Below are 17,930 nucleotides of genomic sequence, written 5' to 3' on the forward strand. Positions count from 1 at the left end.
CGTGTTCCGGCCGTGCCCGCCGGTCTGAGGGGATGCATTGTCGTCAGCGAACGAGCTCGTGGATACGCGGCAGGTCAGCGATCGCGATCTGCTGACCGCCCATGCCGGCGGCGCGCCGTACGCCTTCGCAGAACTGTTCCGCCGCCATCGCGACCACCTCTACCAGACCGCGCTACGGGTATGCCCCGGTCCCGAGGACGCCGCCGACGCGGTGCAGGAGGCCCTGCTGTCCGCGCACCGGGGCGCGGCCACCTTTCGCGGCGACTCCGAGGTGCGCAGCTGGCTGCACCGCATCGTGGTCAACGCCTGTCTGGACCGCATCCGCCGCAACAAGCTGCGCCGCACCGAGCCGCTGCCGGAGGACGGCGCCGACGAACCGGTCTGTCCCCGAGACGATTTCGCCGCCCTGGAATCCGCCCAGGTGGTCGACGAGGCGCTGTTCACCCTGCCCGACGACCAGCGCGCCGCCCTGGCGGCCGTGGTGCTCGAGGGCTACTCGATCGCGGATGCCGCGGCGCTGCTGGGCATTCCGGAGGGCACGGTCAAGAGCCGATGCGCGCGCGGCCGGCGCCGGCTGCACGCGCATTTCACCGCGATGCGCACCTGAATTCCCTTGGAATACCGCGTTTTCGAGGGAACCTTGTACAGTTCCGCCGCGTCAGATACAAAGACAGGTCTGCGTTTCCTACTCGAAGCCCTGGAGGGGCAATGGAGGACATAGGAGGAGCAATGGCGGGTACCACGGTGCCCACGCCGCCCTTCTCCACCCAGCTGCTCGCCGACCTGCACGCCGGCAGCATCCCGCCCGAGGAATCGGAGCGGCTCTGGCCGGCGGTCCGGCGCGATCCCGAGGCCATGCGCTATCTGAGCTCCCTCGACCGGGTCGACGCCCGCCTGCGCGACCTCGGCCAGGACGAGCACATCGCGCACCCCATGCCCGCCGAGGTCGCCGACCGGCTCGAACGCATGATCGCCGACCTCGCCGCCGAGCCCGCACCCGCGGCCACATCCGCACCGGATCGAATGGCCACCGTCACCCGGTTGCCCGTCGCCCCGCCCCCGGTGGTCCGCTCCACCCATCCGGCTCCGGCGCCCACCGCACCGATCCCGGTGCTCAATGGAACGATCTTCGACACCGGCCGGCTCGACCCCCGCGAACTCGAGATCCTCGAACCCGAACCCGAGCCCGAGCCGGAACCTGATCTCGCCGAGCCGATCGCGCTGGAACGCCCCTCCCGCCGCCTGCGCTGGCTCACCGTGGCAGCGGCCGCGGCGGCCGTGGTCGCGGGCACGGTGGTGGCCGTCGACGCCCTCGGCGCCCACCCGGTCGCCCCGGCCGCCCCACCGGCCGCCGCCGCCGCCGATCTGGACGCCTCCATGCCGCCCGGCGTCCTGCTCACCGCCATGGGCAGGCACGACATCACCGGCCCGCTGGCCACCGCGAACGCCCTGTCCGGCTGCCTGCGCGCGGCGGGCCTGGACCGCCAGGTCCTCGGCTCCAAGAATGTCGTGTTCTCCGGCACACCCGGCGTCCTGGTCCTGCTAGCCGGGCCCAAACCGCCGCAGATCACCGCGGCCGTCCTCGGAACCGGTTGCGGCCCTGGCAATCCGCAGATCCTCGAACGCACGGACATCGGCTGACATGCGAGGTCGGCGTGCCGCGGGAATGCCAGCGTTTAGGCTGTTGTTGACCGACACGCTCACGCTCGACTAAATCGAGCCAAATCTGCACTGCTTCGGAGGGCCACCTTGAGCACGCCTGTTCGCGACCTGATCATCGTCGGTTCCGGTCCGGCCGGCTACACCGCCGCGGTGTACGCCGCCCGCGCGGAACTCGAACCGCTGCTCTTCGAGGGCACCCAGTTCGGCGGCGCGCTCATGACCACCACCGAGGTGGAGAACTTCCCCGGCTTCCGCCAGGGCATCATGGGCCCCGACCTCATGGAGGAGATGCGGGAGCAGGCCAAGCGCTTCGGCGCCGACATCCGCACCGAGGACGTCGACGCCCTCGACCTCAGCGGTCCCGTCAAGAAGGTGACCGTCGGCGGCGAGGTCTTCGAGGCGCACGCCGTGATCCTCGCCATGGGTTCCGCGGCCCGCTACCTCCACGTCCCGGGCGAGCAGGAGCTGCTGGGCCGCGGCGTGAGCGCCTGCGCCACCTGTGACGGCTTCTTCTTCAAGGGCCAGGACATCGTGGTGGTCGGCGGCGGCGACTCGGCCATGGAGGAGGCGACCTTCCTCACCAAGTTCGCCAGCTCGGTCACCATCGTGCACCGCCGCGAGGAGTTCCGTGCCTCCCGCATCATGCTCGAGCGCGCCAAGAACAACGACAAGATCCGCTTCCTGCTGAACTCGGAAGTCATTGGCGTGCACGGTGATACGGCCGTCACCCACCTGACCGTCCGCGACACCCGCACCGGCGAGACCTCCGAACTGGCCGCCACCGGCCTGTTCGTCGCCATCGGCCACGACCCGCGCAGCGAACTGGTGCGCGGCCAGGTCGATCTGGACGGCGAGGGCTACGTGGAGGTCAAGGGCCAGAGCACCTACACCTCGCTGCCCGGCGTCTTCGCCGCCGGCGACCTGGTCGATCACACCTACCGGCAGGCCATCACCGCCGCCGGCACCGGCTGCCGCGCGGCCATCGACGCCGAGCGCTGGCTCGCCGAACAGGGTGACATCACCACCAACACCCTCGATCACGCCGGTGCGCCGGTGGAAGTGAACAACTAAGGAGCATGGCAATGTCCGACGCCAAGACCTCAGCGACCAAGACGGTCACCGACGCCACCTTCGCCGACGAGGTGCTGCTGAGCGAAAAGCCTGTGCTCGTTGACTTCTGGGCGGCCTGGTGCGGCCCGTGCAAGATGGTCGCCCCGGTGCTGGAGGAGATCGCCGCCGCCAATGGCGACAAGATCACCATCGCCAAGCTCGACGCCGACAACAACCCGGAGAGCGCCAAGCACTACGGGATCCTGTCGCTGCCCACCATGGTCCTGTTCCAGGGCGGCAAGGAGACCAAGCGGATCGTCGGCGCAAAGGGCAAAGCGGCCCTCTTGCGTGAACTGGAAGAAGTTCTTTAGCACCCCTGGATAGAATTTCGGCGCTGGCGGCGGCTCCCGCGGTTACGCGGGCTGCCGCCTTCGACTCCTGACCCCGACCCCGGGGTTAGGATGCCTGCACTCGACAGTTGCCGAAATTCGGTCCGGGTCTGAAACAATCATTTCGACGCTCCGGTCGTGCGAAGGTGTGAACCGCCGCATGAGTGGGTACCCGGGTTGGCGGAAGGAAAGGGCTCTCACGCATGCACCGACTTCGTCACGGCGATACAGGTCCAGCCGTAGCAGAGGTTCGGAGCACCCTGGCAAGCCTCGGGTTCCTGCATTCCCACCCCAATACCGACCCGTCGGGTCTGAACGGGGAGTACTGGAAGGACGCCGACGCCACCTTCGACCACGATCTGGACTCCGCGGTCCGCGCTTTCCAGCAGCATCGCGGTCTGCTGGTCGACGGCGTGGTCGGTCCGGCCACCTATCGCGCGCTGAAGGAAGCCTCCTACCGGCTCGGCGCGCGCACCCTCATCTATCAGCTGTCCGCCCCGCTGTACGGCGACGACGTCGCCACTCTGCAACGGCGACTGCAGGATCTGGGCTTCTATGTGCACCGGGTGGACGGCTACTTCGGCCCGCACACCCACGATGCGCTCACTTCTTTCCAGCGCGAGATCGGGCTGTCCTCCGACGGCATCTGCGGTCCCGACACGCTGCGTTCGCTGGATCTGCTGGGCGCTCGGGTCACCGGCGGCAATCCGCATCGCATCGCCGAGGAAGAGGTGGTGCACCGGGCCGGGCCGCAGCTGACCGGCAAGCGCATCGTCATCGATCCGGGCCTGGGCGGGCCGGACAAGGGCGCGGCGGTGCCGACCGAATTCGGTGACGTCTACGAATCGGAGATCCTCTGGGATCTGGCCAGCCGGCTCGAAGGCCGTATGGCCGCAACGGGAATGGAGACGTTCCTGTCCCGGCCGTGGGGCGCCAACCCCTCGGACGCGGAGCGTGCGGAGACCTCCAACACCTTCGACGCCGACCTGATGATCTCGCTGCGCTGCGCCAGCAACGACAGCGGTTCCGCCAGCGGTGTGGCCAGCTTCCACTTCGGCAATTCGCACGGTTCCACCTCCATGATCGGGCAGGTGCTGGCCGGTTTCATCCAGCGTGAGATCGTGGCGCGAACCTCGTTGCAGGACTGCCGGACTCACGCGCGCACCTGGGATCTGTTGCGGCTCACCAAAATGCCGACGGTGCAGGTCGACATCGGTTATCTCACCAATGATTACGACTCGTCGGTGCTGACCAACCCGCGCATGCGCGATGTCATCGCCGAGGCCATCCTGATCTCCGTCAAGCGGCTGTACCTGCTGGGCCAGGACGACCAGCCCACCGGGACCTACACCTTCGCCGAACTGCTCGCCGAGGAACTGGCCGCCGCCGACCGGATGTGAGCGTCCGGCTCGGATGTTTCACATGAAACAAACCCCTCCAACCCATTCGGGCTGGAGGGGTTTCTCGTCGGGGAAGTGGAGCTACCGCGTGGCCATCCGAGTGGGCATGCTCAGTTCCGCCGCGGCGAGCAGCTGATCGAGCGCGCGCTCGACGTCTTCCTTCCACAGGTGCTCGTGATCCAATTCCAGCCGCAGGCGCGGGAATCGGTGATGCGAGGCCACCACCTTGAACCCGACATCCTCGAGGAAATCGGCCTCGATCATGCACTGCTCCGGCGAGCAGCCCGACGGGGCGGGGGCGGGGGAGCGCCGCGGCGTCCCGATCCGCTCGCGCAAGGTCATGGAACCGACGGCGGGCATGGCATTGGTCGGCGGATCCTTGCGAATGCCGAACGCCTCGATGGCCCGCACGCCGCGGCGCACCAGATCGGACACCACGGCCTGAATCAGCCGATGGGCTACATCCGTGTCCTGATAGGGCATTTCGGCGCTCAGCGTGGTCAGCAGCACCGCGTCCGGGCTCACCGGGGAGGTGGGGAACAGTCCAGCCCGGGGCACCGCACTGGGCGGCGCGTAGAGCGCGCAGCCGGCCGACTTGTCCTCCACCAGGGCGACCTGCCCGCAGGACCCCCACTGCAGCATCACGGTGGAGAGCCAGGCCTCCTTCTCGAAGGTCGGGTCGCTGAAGTCATGGGAATCCGCCGCCACCGCCGGATCGATCTCCCAGAACACGCACCGCCGCGCATGCACCGGAAGTTTGTCGAGTCCGCCGAGGGTAAGTGCGGTCACGCTGGTCGACACCGCTCTGCTCAGCCTCCAGCTGTCCGATTCATCCACACTCACGCCGCATCACACAGTGCTACGCAAAAAGGATAAGTGATCAACGCTGTACGCCTCTCCAGGGCCATAAACCCGTACGTCACAGTGACGTTTCCATCACGACCTCCGGGGTGGGCCCACCCTAGGGCTTCGACTGCTCCATGAGACTGACAATTCGCTCCAGATCGTCGATGGAGCCGAATTCGACGGTGATCCTGCCCTTGCGCTTACCGAGCTGCACCGTCACCCGGGTGTCGAACGACTCCGACAACCGCTCGGCCACATCCTGTAAACCGGGCATCTGAATCGGCTTGCGCTTGGGCGCCGGGGGAGCGATCGCATCCGGATTCCGGTTGGCCAGCGTCACCGCTTCCTCGGTGGCCCGCACCGACATGCCCTCTGCCACAATGCGCGCGGCGAGCGCCTCCTGCGCCTCGGCCCCCGCCTCCAGCGCCAGCAGCGCGCGGGCGTGCCCGGCCGACAGCACGCCGGCCGCCACCCGGCGCTGCACCGGAATCGGAAGCTTCAGCAGCCGAATCATATTGGTGACGACCGGACGCGAACGCCCGATCCGCGTCGCCAGTTCCTCGTGGGTGACGCCGAACTCCTCCAGCAGCTGCTGATAGGCGGCCGCCTCCTCGAGCGGATTCAGCTGCACCCGATGGATGTTCTCCAGCAGCGCGTCGCGCAGCATGGAGTCGTCCGCGGTCTCCCGCACGATGGCGGGGATGGCCTCCAGCCCGGCCTCCTGGCTGGCCCGCCACCGCCGCTCGCCCATGATGAGCTGATAGCGGGGGAGGGGACCGGATTCGATCTGCCGCACCACGATGGGCTGCATCAGACCGAATTCCTTGATGGAGTGCACGAGTTCGGCGAGCGCTTCTTCTTCGAACACCGAGCGCGGCTGCTTCGGGTTCGGTTCGATCTGCGTGGGCGGGATCTCCCGATACACCGCACCGGCGTCGGTGGCCGCGTCGATCGCGTCCTCCGGATCGGGGACGCGATGCAGATGCGCCGAGGCGGGCTGCGGCCCGGCCGGATCCAGTCCGATGACGACATTGGCGGCGGCACTGCCGAGCCCGCCGGGCGTGGTCGCCGGGCCGGTCGGGATCAGTGCCGCGAGACCGCGCCCCAGTCCACCCTTCTTCGCCTGACTCATCGGCCTACCGACCCCTTCCATTGTTCACCGCCACCGAGACATTCACTTACACACCGGATTGTGCGTCGGCGCCGGGCGCCACCGCGTTCTGGCGCGCCGACTTCGACGCGATCTCTCGCCCGGCATCGAGGTAGCTCATCGCACCCCGCGAGCCCGGATCGTAATCGAGGACGGTCATGCCGTAGCCGGGAGCCTCCGACACCTTGACGCTGCGGGGGATGACCGAGCGCAGCACCGCGTCCCCGAAGTGCGAACGCACCTCCTCGGCGACCTGATCGGCGAGCTTGGTGCGACCGTCGTACATGGTGAGAACGACGGTGGAAACATGCAATTCGGGATTCAGGTGGGCCTGCACCAGACCGATATTGCGCAGCAGCTGACCCACACCCTCGAGCGCGTAGTACTCGCACTGGATCGGGATCAGCACCTCCTTGGCGGCGACCATCGCATTGACGGTGAGCAGACCCAGCGACGGCGGGCAGTCGATCATCACGTAGTCGATGTCGTACCCGGCGAGGTTGGCCTCCTGGATGGCGGCCTTGAGGCGACCCTCGCGGGCGACCATGGAGACGAGTTCGATTTCGGCGCCGGCCAGATCGATGGTCGCCGGAATGCACAGCAGCCGTTCATTGTGCGGGCTCTGCTGAATGGCGTCACCGACCGAGCACTCGCCGATGAGTAGTTCGTAGCTGGAGGGGATGCCCGAGTGATGCTCGATGCCGAGCGCGGTGCTGGCATTGCCCTGCGGATCGAGATCGATGACGAGCACCCGCATGCCCTGAATGGCGAGCGCCGCGGCGAGATTCACCGCGGTGGTCGTCTTGCCCACGCCGCCCTTCTGATTCGCGATGGTGATGACGCGCTGTTCGCGCGGGCGAGGGATATGAGCATTGGTGCCCGACAGCACCTGGCTCGCGCGCTGCGCCTCGGCGGCGATCGGGGTCTCGGTGGGGGAGATGTTGCCGAACGGAGTGCGGCTGAATTCGTCGGTATCGAAGGGACCGCTATCGAGCATGCCGGGAACCCGCGATGTTTCCCGTGAAACATTCGCCTTACCGTTGGACATACAGGCTCCTAACCCCGAGAACTCAAAGACACGTGGCCGAGCTGAATTTCGCGCACCTGGCAGCAGCAGCCGCGACGCTGCGTTGTCACCGAGGAAGTGCGAGGTGCGAGATCGATACCCATTCCGAAGCCGTTCCACTGAAAGCCATCGAGAGGCGACCGGCTCGAGCCAGTGCCGGGCATCGCAAGTCTGCGCTCACGCTCGACGTTCACTAGCTTGCCAGTACCGAACACAATACGGAAGTTGAAACGGAAGCTTCGCGCCACGACACGCGGAATCGCCGTCTTCACAACAGTTTCGCTCGATGTTTCACATGAAACATCGAGCTTCGTCAGTGACGCTTCGGCCGTGGGGTCCCGCGTCCTCCGCCTTTGCGCTCCGCGCGGCGCTCGGCGCGATCCAATCGCTCTGCGCTGATGACGAAGGTTGGCGTCTCCAGCACTCCCACACCGCATTCCAGAACTTCGGCATGTCCGGCGCCCGCCTTGGTCAGCTCGTCACGATCGCGCTCGAGTTCCTCGGCGGCGCTGATTCCCTTGAGCGCCAGCATGCGTCCGTGTTCGTGGACCAGCGGCATGGACCAACCCGCCAGTTTCGCCAGAGGAGCGACCGCCCGGGAGGTGACGACATCCGCGCCGCCGGCCTCCTTCTTCACGCCCGCCTGCTCGGCCCGGCCGCGGACGATGAGCACATTGTCCAGGCCGGCCTCGGCCACGAACTCGGCCAGGAACACGGTGCGGCGAAGCAGCGGTTCCACCAAGGTGATTCGGAGGTCCGGCCGGGCGATGGCGAGCGGGATGCCGGGCAGGCCCGCGCCGCTGCCGATGTCGACCACGCGCACGCCGGGGAGCATGAGGTCGCCGATCACCGCGCAGTTGAGAATGTGGCGATCCCACAGCCGGGGCACCTCACGGGGACCGATCAGACCGCGTTCCACCCCCGCCGTCGCGAGGGCGGTGTAGTACAGCCGAGCCTTGTCGAGCCGGTCACCGAAGACGACCGCGGCGGCGGCCGGAGGTTCGACCGGACCCGGAGTGGTCGACTCGGTCTCTGGTTCCACGTGAAACATCCTTCCGAATAACCGAACTCGCGGGACTCCGGATAAGCGTAGGGCCCCCGAGTCCATTCGACTCGGGGGCCCTGCCTTCATGTCGTCGCCGGGTCAGGCGGGGAGGACCACCACGCGGCGGCTGGGCTCCACACCCTCGCTCTCGCTCACCACACCGTCGAGCGTGGCCACGGCATCGTGGACGATCTTGCGCTCGAAGGGAGTCATGGGGGAGAGGGCCTCGCGCTCACCGGTTTCCAGCACGCGCTTGGCGGCCTCGATGCCGAGCGCGCTCAACTCCGAACGCCGATTGGCGCGCCAGCCCGCCACATCCAGCATGAGCCGGCTGCGCACACCGGTCGCCTGCTGCACGGCCAGCCGGGTCAGCTCCTGGAGCGCGTCCAGGACCTCGCCGCGACGACCGACCAGCTTCGACAGATCCTTGCCGCCGTCGATGCTCACGACCGCGCGATCACCCTCGACATCGAGATCGATATCGCCGTCGAAGTCGAGCACGTCCAGTAGCTGCTCGAGGTAATCGCCGGCGATCTCACCCTCTTCGATGAGCGCTTCCTCGGTGTCACTCGCGGTGTCCGCTGCCGCCGCAGCCGTCACAGTGGGGTCCCCTCCGTCGGTTTCAACAGTCATGGTTGTTTCCTTCATCTGGAGTTGTAAGTCTCAGCGACGCCGCTTCTGGTTGGCGCGACCACGATTACCGGAACGCTTCTTGGCCGTGTTCGGCTTGGCGCCGGGGGCCGGCTTGGCACCGTTCTGGGCAGCCTGCGGTGCGTCGGCCTTGTCGAGATCGACCGTGTCCGCGACGGCTTCGGTCTTGGCGGCCGCCGACTTCTTCCGAGTATCGACCGGCTTCGCGCCCGGCTTGGGGGCGTTCTGCGCGCGACGCTCGAGCGCGATCTGCTTCTTCTCTTCCTCTTCTTTTTCGATCTTGCCGAAGACCAGGTGCTGCTGTCCGTAGGTCCAGATGTTGTTGGACACCCAGTAGAGCAGGATGGCGACGGGCAGGAACGGGCCACCGACCATGACGCCGAGCGGGAACACGTACAGCGCCAGCTTGTTCATCATGGCGGCCTGCGGATTGGCCGCGGCCTCCGCCGACTGCCGGGCCACCGACGCGCGCGCGTTGAAGTGGGTCGCGAGACCCGCGATGATCATCAGCGGAATCGACACCGCCGCGATCGCCGCCTTGCTCGGCATGCCGGCGCCGTCGTGAACGAACGACTCCAGCTGCGACATGGGCTGGGTGATGAACGACGACAGCGGCGCGCCGAAGAGCCGGGCCGCCAGGAACGACTGCACGTCCCCGGGGGAGAAGATGTAGTTCGCCGTATTCGCGTTCTGCTCGACGGTCATGCCGCCGCTGTGGCCGAAGCCGGCGAAGCCGCCGCCCGAGCCGACCCGGTTGAACGAGCGCAGCACGTGGAACAGACCGATGAACACCGGAACCTGCAGCAGCACGGGCAGACAGCCCATGAGCGGATTGAAGCCGTGTTCCTTCTGCAGCTTCTGCATTTCGAGCGTCATCTGCTGACGATCGTTCTTGTACTTCTTCTGCAGTTCCTTGATCTGCGGCTGCAGTTCCTGCATCTGCCGGGTGGTGCGCACCTGCTTCACGAACGGCTTGTAGAGCACGAGCCGCAAAGTGAACACGAGGAACACCACGGCCAGTGCCCAGGCGAACCCACTGTTCTTGCCCAGCACATACCCGAATGCCTGGTGCCAGAACCACAGAATGGCCGACACCGGGTAATAGATGAAGTCGAGCACGGCTCTATGCACTCCCGTCGTTCGTATCGCCGGTCACCGCGGGCGATGACCCTTCACAAGCTGATGCCGCGTGCCGGTGCTTGCGCTCCGGCACGGGGTCCCACCCACCAGGGTGCCAGGGCGCACATTTCACCAATCGGACGGTCGCCAGTCCGAGGCCGACGAACAGTCCGCGGGTGCGCAACGCCGTCACCGCGTACTCGCTACAGGTAGGAGTGAAGCGGCACGTCGGCATGCGGGTGGGGGAGATATAGGTCCGATACAGCTCGATGAGGAATATCAGAGCTTTGGCCGGGAGCCCGGCAGCGGCACGCAGTGCGTTCATGAGTTGCCGCTGACCGCAAGGGTGCCCAGCTTGCGCAGCCCACTCCGCAACTGCCGCAACAGTTCTTCGGAGGGCGCGTCGGCGGCACCCGGCAGGGCGCGAATGACAATGTCTGCGCCCTCGGGCAATTCGGCCGTCAAGCTCGCGCAGATATGACGCAGGCGGCGGGCCACCCGGTGGCGTACCACCGCCGGACCCACCGCCTTGCTGACGATCAAGCCGAAACGCGGACCGCCCACCCGGATGGGCGGTATCGGTCCGCTGTCGTGATCGTCGTGTAGCAGTACGTGCACAACGAGGTCCCGTCTCCCGATCCGCCGGCCCTGGCGCACCGTCCGGGAAAAGTCGGTGCGCCGGTGCAGCCGGTAGGGCTCAGGCAGCACCTGAGCGTCCAGCGGAGTGCGGGCGGATGGGGGACCGGAGACCGGACGGCGAGTCGCACATACGACGCCGCATCCGGGATTACCGAATCAGGCGGTCAGCTTGGCGCGGCCCTTGCCACGGCGCGCCGACACGATGGCGCGACCCGCACGGGTGCGCATCCGGAGACGGAAGCCGTGGACGCGCGCCCGACGACGGTTGTTCGGCTGGAACGTCCGCTTGCCCTTGGCCACGGTCAACACTCCTCTAGGTGGTGGGCGTCGGTTGACGCCCGAAGCTTGTTCGGTGAAACGGTGCTCTCGACGGACGGGAGTCCCTCGGCGCAATACCCTTGTCGGCACGGGCAGCAGACAGCCGCCACCGCACCACAGGGTGACTGTAGAAGGGTACTTATCCCCTGGACGAGGGTCAAACTCGGGGGTAGGGGCGAGGTTCCGCGTGGCGCGTGCTGGGCGTTCGTGTGTCGGGCGGGGGTCGTGTACGGTCCTTGCCAGGCCTCCGGCGGTGCCTCCGTCGCGACCGCGGTTGACTTTGCCAGCTGATAGCTGAGAACCCGCAGGTACGCGCCGGATTCGGCGAATCAGACACGCGCTCGCGTGTATCCCCAGGTTTTCCACATCTGTGGATAATTGTGTGGAAAGACCCCTGGAGTGGCATATTCGTAGGGCCGACGGTACCTCGCCGACGCCCGGTGACTTGGGGGAGCCGAGCAGCGCGGACCGTCTGCTTCATCGACCTATATCCGGGGAGGACTACGTTCGTGGACGACGAGCAGAATGTGCTGACGGCTGTCTGGCCGGAGGTGATCGCCGAGCTGGCGAGCGGTTCCACGGACGGGGAGATCCAGCCGGTCAGCAAGGCCCACAAGGCGTGGCTCAACACTATCGAACCGATCACCTTCGCACAGGGATTCGCCCTGCTCTCGGTGCCGGGCACGATGGCGCAGGTCACCGTCGAGCGGGATCTGCGCGAGCTCATTCTGCGGTCCCTGGCCCGGCGCGGCCTGCAGGTCGAGGGCCTGGGCGTGCGCATTCGCGCCCAGCAGAATCCGCCGGCCGGTCGCTCCGCCAACGCGCCGCGGCACGCGCGCATGACCTCGCGCCCGGAACGGCCGCGCGAGCCCGAGCCCGCGGCCTACGCGCCCGAACCGCCGCCGGCCGAGCGCCCGCAGCAGCTGTACCAGGCTCCCCAGGAGTACGCGCCGCCGCGCTATCTGCCTCCACAGGACTATCCGGGCGAGTATGACGAGCGCGATGCTTATCCACCGGTGGAATTCGGCCAGGCGCCGATGGCTGAGGAGTTGCCGACGCCCACGGTCGAGCGGGCGATGCCAGCGCCCGACCGCGGGATGCCAGTCGGCGAGCCGTCCGCGCCGCCGCGCCGGCGTGACAATCACCGCGGGGCGCCCAAACCGCCGGGACAGGAGTCGCTGTTCTCGCCGGAACCCGAGGACGAACCGGTCCGCCCCGCGCCCCAGCGGTATGCCGACGAACCGCAGCGCTATGCCGATGAGCCGCAACGGTATTCGGAGGAACCCCGCTACGACGACCAGCAGCGCTACGACGAGCAGCGCTACGAGGAACCGCAACGGTACGAGGAGCCGCAGCGCTACGCCGACGAACCGGCCGCCCGCCGCCCCGTCGACGAGGCGCACGACGACGAGCCGGTGGTCAATGTCCGCAATTCGTGGCCGACCTATTTCAACCGGACGCCCGAGCGCGAGCCCGCGCCCGCCGCGTCGTCCTCGGCCAGCCTGAACGCGAAGTACACCTTCGAGACCTTCGTCATCGGCGCCTCCAACCGCTTCGCGCATGCCGCGGCGGTGGCCATCGCGGAGGCGCCGGCACGCGCCTACAACCCGCTGTTCGTCTGGGGCGCTTCGGGTTTGGGCAAGACGCACCTGCTGCACGCGGCCGGCCACTACGCCCAGCGGCTGTTTCCGGGCATGCGGGTGAAGTACGTCTCGACCGAGGAATTCACCAACGACTTCATCAACTCGCTGCGTGACGACCGGAAGGTGGCGTTCAAGCGCCGCTACCGCGAGACCGACATCCTGCTGGTCGACGACATCCAGTTCATCGAGGGCAAGGAAGGCATCCAGGAGGAGTTCTTCCACACCTTCAACACCCTGCACAACGCCAACAAGCAGATCGTGGTGTCGTCGGACCGCCCGCCGAAACAGCTTGCGACGCTGGAGGAGCGGCTGCGCACCCGCTTCGAGTGGGGCCTGATCACCGATGTGCAGCCGCCGGAGCTGGAGACCCGCATCGCGATCCTGCGCAAGAAGGCGCGCATGGATCGCCTGGACGTGCCGCACGATGTGCTCGAGCTGATCGCCAGCCGGGTGGAGCGCAATATTCGCGAGCTCGAGGGCGCGCTGATCCGGGTCACCGCGTTCGCCTCGCTCAACGGGCAGCCGCTGGATCTGTCGCTGGCCGAGGTGGTGCTGCGCGATCTGATGCCCGACTCCACCACCATGGAGATCACGGCGTCCACGATCATGGCCGTGACCGCGGAGTACTTCAACACCACGCTCGAGGAGCTGACCGGCCCGGGCAAGGCTCGCCCGCTGGCGCAGGCGCGGCAGATCGCCATGTACCTATGCCGGGAACTCACCGATCTATCGCTGCCCAAGATCGGCCAGGCCTTCGGTCGCGACCACACGACGGTCATGTACGCCGACAAGAAGGTGCGCAAGGAGATGACCGAGCGGCGGCGCGTGTACGACCAGGTTCAAGAACTCACAGCCCGAATCAAACAGCGTTCGCGCTGATCCACAGTCCACAGGCCCCCACGTCCGCTGACGTGGGGGTCTTTCGTTTTCGGGGGTGTGGATTCCTCGAGGAGTCCTCGAGGATGGCTTGGGGATTCCTCGAGGATTCCCACTGTTGTCCACCGGTTTGCCCCCAGGTGGCTACTCACAGTGGTGCACAACCGGTAGTGCACAGTTCCCACAGGTGAATTCATCCTCGAGGGCTGACCAGCCCGGATGGCCTCGAGCGCATGTGGATTCCTCGAGGAATCCTTGTCAGGTCCTCGAGGAATCCTCGAGGTAGTCCCCGTTTTCATCCCGATGTTGGCTACCGGGGCCAGAGTGGGGGAGCAACTCGAGGATGGCTCGAGGATGAATGTGGAGCAGCGCCTCGACTCCACAGCCACTCGCCGTTCATCCTCGAGCCACCCCGACGACATCCACACGACGCCGCCCGGCCCCACCTGCGCGAACGGCCGAAGTCCACAGAACTAACAGGACCTACTACTACTTCAGTTATTCATCTAGAGAAGGTCTTTCTAAAACAGGGTGTGTGGAAACTCGGGTTGGGGGAGCACGGTCCGATGGGCAGTCCCTCCCCACCTGGACGGAGGCAAGGAGAAGAGGGGCGAGGGTCTCCGGATCGATCCGGACGCATCGGATTGCCTGGAGGGTCGGCGTAGGCAGTCGCGCTCCTCGCGGGTACGGTTCACTGTCAGTCCCCTGTGCGAGACTGCGTAGGCGGCTGATTCAGCATCAGCAGAGTTCACCGAATCCACTGGGAGAGGACAGACCGGGCGATGGAGCTTGCAAGCATGAAGTTTCGGGTCGCCCGCGAGGACTTCGCCGAATCCGTAGCCTGGGTGGCCCGCAGCCTGCCGTCGCGGCCTCCGGTTCCTGTGCTCGGTGGCGTGCTCCTCGTGGCTGACGAGGACGGCCTGACGGTCTCCGGTTTCGATTACGAGGTCTCCGCGCAGATGCGGGTGGCCGCCGAGGTCGCCGGTCCGGGTCAGGTGCTGGTGTCGGGCCGCCTGCTGGCCGATATCACCAAAGCGCTGTCCAACAAGCCGGTCGACGTCTCGGTGGACGGCACCCGGGTGCTGATCGCCTGTGGCAGCGCCAAGTTCTCGCTCCCGACCATGCCGGTCGAGGATTACCCCCAGCTTCCCGAGCTGCCTCCCCAGACCGGTGAGCTCGGTGTGGATCTGTTCTCCGAGGCCGTCTCCCAGGTCGCCGTGGCCGCCGGGCGCGATGACACGCTGCCCATGCTCACCGGCATCCGGGTGGAGATCGAGGGCCCCAAGGTGGTCCTCGCCGCCACCGACCGTTTCCGTCTCGCCGTGCGCGAACTGGAATGGCAGCCCGGACGCGCCGATGTGGAGACCGCGGTGCTCGTCCCGGCCCGCACCCTGTCCGAGGCCGCGAAAACCCTTGGTGCGTCCGATCAGCCGGTGCAATTGGCCTTCGGCACCGGCACCGACGGCCTGCTCGGCATCGTCAACGGCGGCCGCCGCACCACCACCCGGCTGCTGGACGCGGAATTCCCCAAGTTCCGTCAGCTGCTCCCCAAGGAGCACACCTCCATCGCCACCCTCGCGGTGAGCACCCTGACCGAGGCCATCAAACGTGTGGCCCTGGTGGCCGAGCGCGGCGCCCAGGTGCGGCTGGAGTTCTCCGAGGAGGGCCTGCTGCTGTCCGCCGGCGGCGACGACGCGGGCCGCGCGGAGGAGTGGCTGGAGGCCGACTTCCGCGGTGAGCCGCTGACCATCGCCTTCAACCCCGGCTACCTGCTCGACGGCCTGTCCGCCTCGCATTCGGACCGGGTCACCTTCGGCTTCACCACCCCCAGCCGTCCGGCGGTCTTCCTGCCCGCCCCGGAGGAGGAGCCGGCGCAGCTGGAGTCGGGCGCCTTCTCGGCGCTGTCGGGCAGCTACATCTACCTGTTGATGCCGGTGCGGTTGCCGGGCTGATCGGGCGACTCACCTGTGCACAGTGTTGACAAACCTGTGAAAAACATGGACTGACCGGATGCACGTGCGTGCGCTGTCACTGCGCGATTTCCGCTCGTGGGAGGCCGCCGAGGTCGAACTTTCGGCCGGTAGAACCGTTTTCCTGGGCTCGAACGGGAACGGCAAGACCAATCTGATCGAGGCCGTCGGCTACCTGTCGACCCTGGGTTCGCATCGGGTGGCGGCCGATGCGCCGCTCATCCGGATCGGTGCGCAGAAGGCCCGGATCGGGGCGACGGTGGTCAATACCGGCCGCGAGCTCCGGGTGGACATGGAGCTGAATCAGGGCGCCGCCAATCGCGCCCAGATCAATCGCTCCCCGGTGCGGCGGCCGCGCGAGATCCTGGGGATACTGCAGACCGTCCTGTTCGCGCCGGAGGATCTGTCGCTGGTGCGCGGGGATCCGGGGGAGCGGCGGCGCTTCCTGGACGAGCTGGCCACGGCCCGGCTGCCGCGGCTGGCCGGGGTGCGCGCGGATTACGACAAGGTGCTGCGGCAGCGTTCGGCCCTGTTGAAAACCGCTGGGCGCAATGCCCGTTCGGGCAATCGGGGCGCGGAGCTGGGCACCCTCGACGTGTGGGACGGGCATCTGGCGGCGCACGGCGCGGTCTTGCTGGCGCAGCGGCTGCGACTGGTGCACGAGCTTTATCCACATCTTGCACAGGCTTATTCAGGTATCGCTCCCGAATCCCGGCCCGCCGCAATCGCTTACCGAAGTGCGAGTTTGCCGCCGGAACTGCTGGATCCGGCGCGTTCTCCACAGCCTGAGGACGAATCGGCGCTGGAAGCGATCCTGTTGCGGGAGTTGGCCGCCGCGCGCTCCAAGGAGCTGGAGCGGGGGGTGTGCCTGGTCGGCCCGCACCGTGATGACCTGGAGCTGATGCTGGGATCGGCCCCCGCCAAGGGGTTCGCGAGCCATGGCGAATCCTGGTCATACGCCTTGGCTTTGCGCCTTGCCGGCTTCGAACTGCTGCGGTCGGCCGGCACCGATCCGGTGCTCATCCTCGACGACGTGTTCGCCGAATTGGATCGCCGCCGGCGCACCGCATTGGCCGCGGTGGCCGCCGGCGCCGAGCAGGTGTTGATCACCGCCGCGGTCGCCGAGGATGTCCCGGCCGAATTGGAAGCCGTGCCGCTGCGGGTGGAGACCACGGGTGCGGCCGACCACCGCGCGTCCCGGATAGCCGACGCGTCCTGATCGGTGAGTTCGTCGGTGCGATGCGGCAGAATCACCAACCGACGGATCACGTGACGAACCGACGGTGATCATCGGGGATTCCCAGATGTGGAAGGAGCTGTGGATGGCGCAATCGCCGGAAGCCGACGACCGCGGGGGTCCGGCCGCCGAGGCCGCCTCCGGCGGCCCGGAGCCCGAATTGAAGGGCGTCGACCTGGCCCGCCGCGCCCTCGAGGAGGCGCGCGCCGCCGCGCGGGCGGCCGGGAAATCGGTGGGTCAGGGCCGGGCGTCGCCGCGCAAGGGCGGGGTCCGGGCGCTGCGCCGACGCCGCACCGGCTGGTCGGGCGCGGGCCCGGACGATCGCGATCCGCAGACGTTCTCGTCGCTGGCCATGCAGTTGGCCAAGGGCCGCGGCTGGTCGGGCAAGGTCGCCGAGGGCACGGTCTTCGGCCGCTGGTCCAGCGTGGTGGGGGAGGACATCGCCTCGCACGCCACACCCATCTCGCTGGAGAACGGCATTCTGAGCATTCAAGCCGAATCCACGGCCTGGGCGACTCAGTTGCGCATGTTCCAGTCGCAGATTTTGGCCAAGATCGCGGCCGCGGTGGGCAATGGCGTGGTCAAGCAGCTCAAGATCAACGGCCCGACCGCGCCCAGCTGGCGACACGGCGATCGGCACGTCAAGGGGCGGGGTCCGCGCGACACCTACGGCTAGTCCGGCGCGAATTCCACTGGCAGATCCGGTTTCACGTGGAACGTCGGGAGATCGTCGCGAACCCGCGCGCAAACGATCTCCGGGCCACCCTCGTATCGCCCGCTGAAGCTACCGGAACCCCCCGGGCCTATAACCGGTCATATCGATGGTCGATTTCATGACCCTACGGCTCACTCAGGGGTGTCATAGGTGG

The 17,930-nt window shown here is 67.3% G+C and carries 18 protein-coding genes; 9 read left to right on the forward strand and 9 right to left on the reverse strand.

The window, feature by feature from the left end; all coding sequences use genetic code 11:
• Positions 1–58: 58 nt before the first annotated feature.
• The 5 genes from sigM to D7D52_RS13150 all read left to right on the forward strand — a co-directional run bounded on the left by sigM (position 59) and on the right by D7D52_RS13150 (position 4,501).
• Entirely contained in the window at positions 59–607 is a 549-nt protein-coding gene (sigM, locus tag D7D52_RS13130) for an RNA polymerase sigma factor SigM (RefSeq protein ID WP_162958299.1), read from the forward strand.
• Between the two features lie 122 nt (positions 608–729).
• On the forward strand, positions 730–1,641 hold the full coding sequence (locus D7D52_RS13135) for a hypothetical protein (protein ID WP_120736571.1): 912 nt from the start codon (positions 730–732) through the stop codon (positions 1,639–1,641).
• Positions 1,642–1,749: 108 nt separating this feature from the next.
• Complete coding sequence (trxB, locus tag D7D52_RS13140; RefSeq protein ID WP_120736572.1) at positions 1,750–2,733, forward strand: thioredoxin-disulfide reductase; 984 nt, start codon at positions 1,750–1,752, stop codon at positions 2,731–2,733.
• A gap of 11 nt (positions 2,734–2,744) precedes the next feature.
• Positions 2,745–3,083 carry a thioredoxin gene (gene trxA / locus D7D52_RS13145; protein WP_120736573.1) on the forward strand — a complete coding sequence of 113 codons (339 nt, stop codon included), beginning with the start codon at positions 2,745–2,747 and terminating at the stop codon, positions 3,081–3,083.
• Between the two features lie 221 nt (positions 3,084–3,304).
• Complete coding sequence (locus tag D7D52_RS13150; RefSeq protein WP_120736574.1) at positions 3,305–4,501, forward strand: N-acetylmuramoyl-L-alanine amidase; 1,197 nt, start codon at positions 3,305–3,307, stop codon at positions 4,499–4,501.
• Between the two features lie 81 nt (positions 4,502–4,582).
• Here the strand turns inward: D7D52_RS13150 and D7D52_RS13155 are convergent, their stop codons facing one another.
• From D7D52_RS13155 to rpmH, 9 genes are all read right to left on the reverse strand, one after another.
• The gene (locus D7D52_RS13155; RefSeq protein WP_120736575.1) at positions 4,583–5,302 is read right to left on the reverse strand and encodes a GNAT family N-acetyltransferase; all 720 of its coding nucleotides are present in this window, start codon (positions 5,300–5,302) and stop codon (positions 4,583–4,585) included.
• A 160-nt stretch (positions 5,303–5,462) separates the two neighbouring features.
• Complete coding sequence (locus D7D52_RS13160; RefSeq protein ID WP_120736576.1) at positions 5,463–6,479, reverse strand: ParB/RepB/Spo0J family partition protein; 1,017 nt, start codon at positions 6,477–6,479, stop codon at positions 5,463–5,465.
• A 46-nt stretch (positions 6,480–6,525) separates the two neighbouring features.
• Positions 6,526–7,494: a ParA family protein gene (locus tag D7D52_RS13165; RefSeq protein ID WP_187703204.1), complete on the reverse strand. Its 969-nt coding sequence runs from the start codon at positions 7,492–7,494 to the stop codon at positions 6,526–6,528.
• Positions 7,495–7,876: 382 nt separating this feature from the next.
• Positions 7,877–8,614, reverse strand: coding sequence for a 16S rRNA (guanine(527)-N(7))-methyltransferase RsmG (rsmG, locus tag D7D52_RS13170; RefSeq protein ID WP_120736578.1), 738 nt, complete (start codon positions 8,612–8,614; stop codon positions 7,877–7,879).
• 93 nt (positions 8,615–8,707) lie between these two features.
• Complete coding sequence (locus tag D7D52_RS13175) at positions 8,708–9,241, reverse strand: Jag family protein (protein WP_187703145.1); 534 nt, start codon at positions 9,239–9,241, stop codon at positions 8,708–8,710.
• A 30-nt stretch (positions 9,242–9,271) separates the two neighbouring features.
• The gene (gene yidC, locus D7D52_RS13180) at positions 9,272–10,378 is read right to left on the reverse strand and encodes a membrane protein insertase YidC (RefSeq protein ID WP_120736580.1); all 1,107 of its coding nucleotides are present in this window, start codon (positions 10,376–10,378) and stop codon (positions 9,272–9,274) included.
• A gap of 4 nt (positions 10,379–10,382) precedes the next feature.
• On the reverse strand, positions 10,383–10,703 hold the full coding sequence (gene yidD, locus D7D52_RS13185) for a membrane protein insertion efficiency factor YidD (protein WP_120736581.1): 321 nt from the start codon (positions 10,701–10,703) through the stop codon (positions 10,383–10,385).
• Positions 10,700–11,086 (reverse strand): ribonuclease P protein component, encoded by a 387-nt coding sequence (gene rnpA, locus D7D52_RS13190; protein ID WP_120736582.1) that lies wholly within the window; start codon positions 11,084–11,086, stop codon positions 10,700–10,702. Before rnpA ends, yidD begins: the two co-directional genes overlap by 4 nt.
• Positions 11,087–11,173: 87 nt before the next feature.
• Positions 11,174–11,317 (reverse strand): 50S ribosomal protein L34, encoded by a 144-nt coding sequence (gene rpmH, locus D7D52_RS13195; protein ID WP_033085250.1) that lies wholly within the window; start codon positions 11,315–11,317, stop codon positions 11,174–11,176.
• 527 nt (positions 11,318–11,844) lie between these two features.
• Between rpmH and dnaA the strand changes: the two genes are divergently transcribed.
• The 4 genes from dnaA (at position 11,845) to D7D52_RS13215 (ending at position 17,737) form a co-directional block, all read left to right on the forward strand.
• Entirely contained in the window at positions 11,845–13,857 is a 2,013-nt protein-coding gene (gene dnaA, locus D7D52_RS13200) for a chromosomal replication initiator protein DnaA (protein WP_120736583.1), read from the forward strand.
• 779 nt (positions 13,858–14,636) lie between these two features.
• A complete protein-coding gene (gene dnaN / locus D7D52_RS13205; protein WP_120736584.1) occupies positions 14,637–15,806 on the forward strand; it encodes a DNA polymerase III subunit beta in 1,170 nt (389 codons plus the stop codon).
• A gap of 58 nt (positions 15,807–15,864) precedes the next feature.
• Positions 15,865–17,043, forward strand: a complete 1,179-nt coding sequence (gene recF / locus D7D52_RS13210) for a DNA replication/repair protein RecF (RefSeq protein ID WP_120736585.1) — start codon at positions 15,865–15,867, stop codon at positions 17,041–17,043.
• Positions 17,044–17,146: 103 nt separating this feature from the next.
• Positions 17,147–17,737 carry a DUF721 family protein gene (locus D7D52_RS13215; protein ID WP_120744071.1) on the forward strand — a complete coding sequence of 197 codons (591 nt, stop codon included), beginning with the start codon at positions 17,147–17,149 and terminating at the stop codon, positions 17,735–17,737.
• Positions 17,738–17,930: the final 193 nt, after the last annotated feature.

The sequence above is a fragment of the Nocardia yunnanensis genome (genome assembly GCF_003626895.1).
Lineage (GTDB): Bacteria > Actinomycetota > Actinomycetes > Mycobacteriales > Mycobacteriaceae > Nocardia > Nocardia yunnanensis.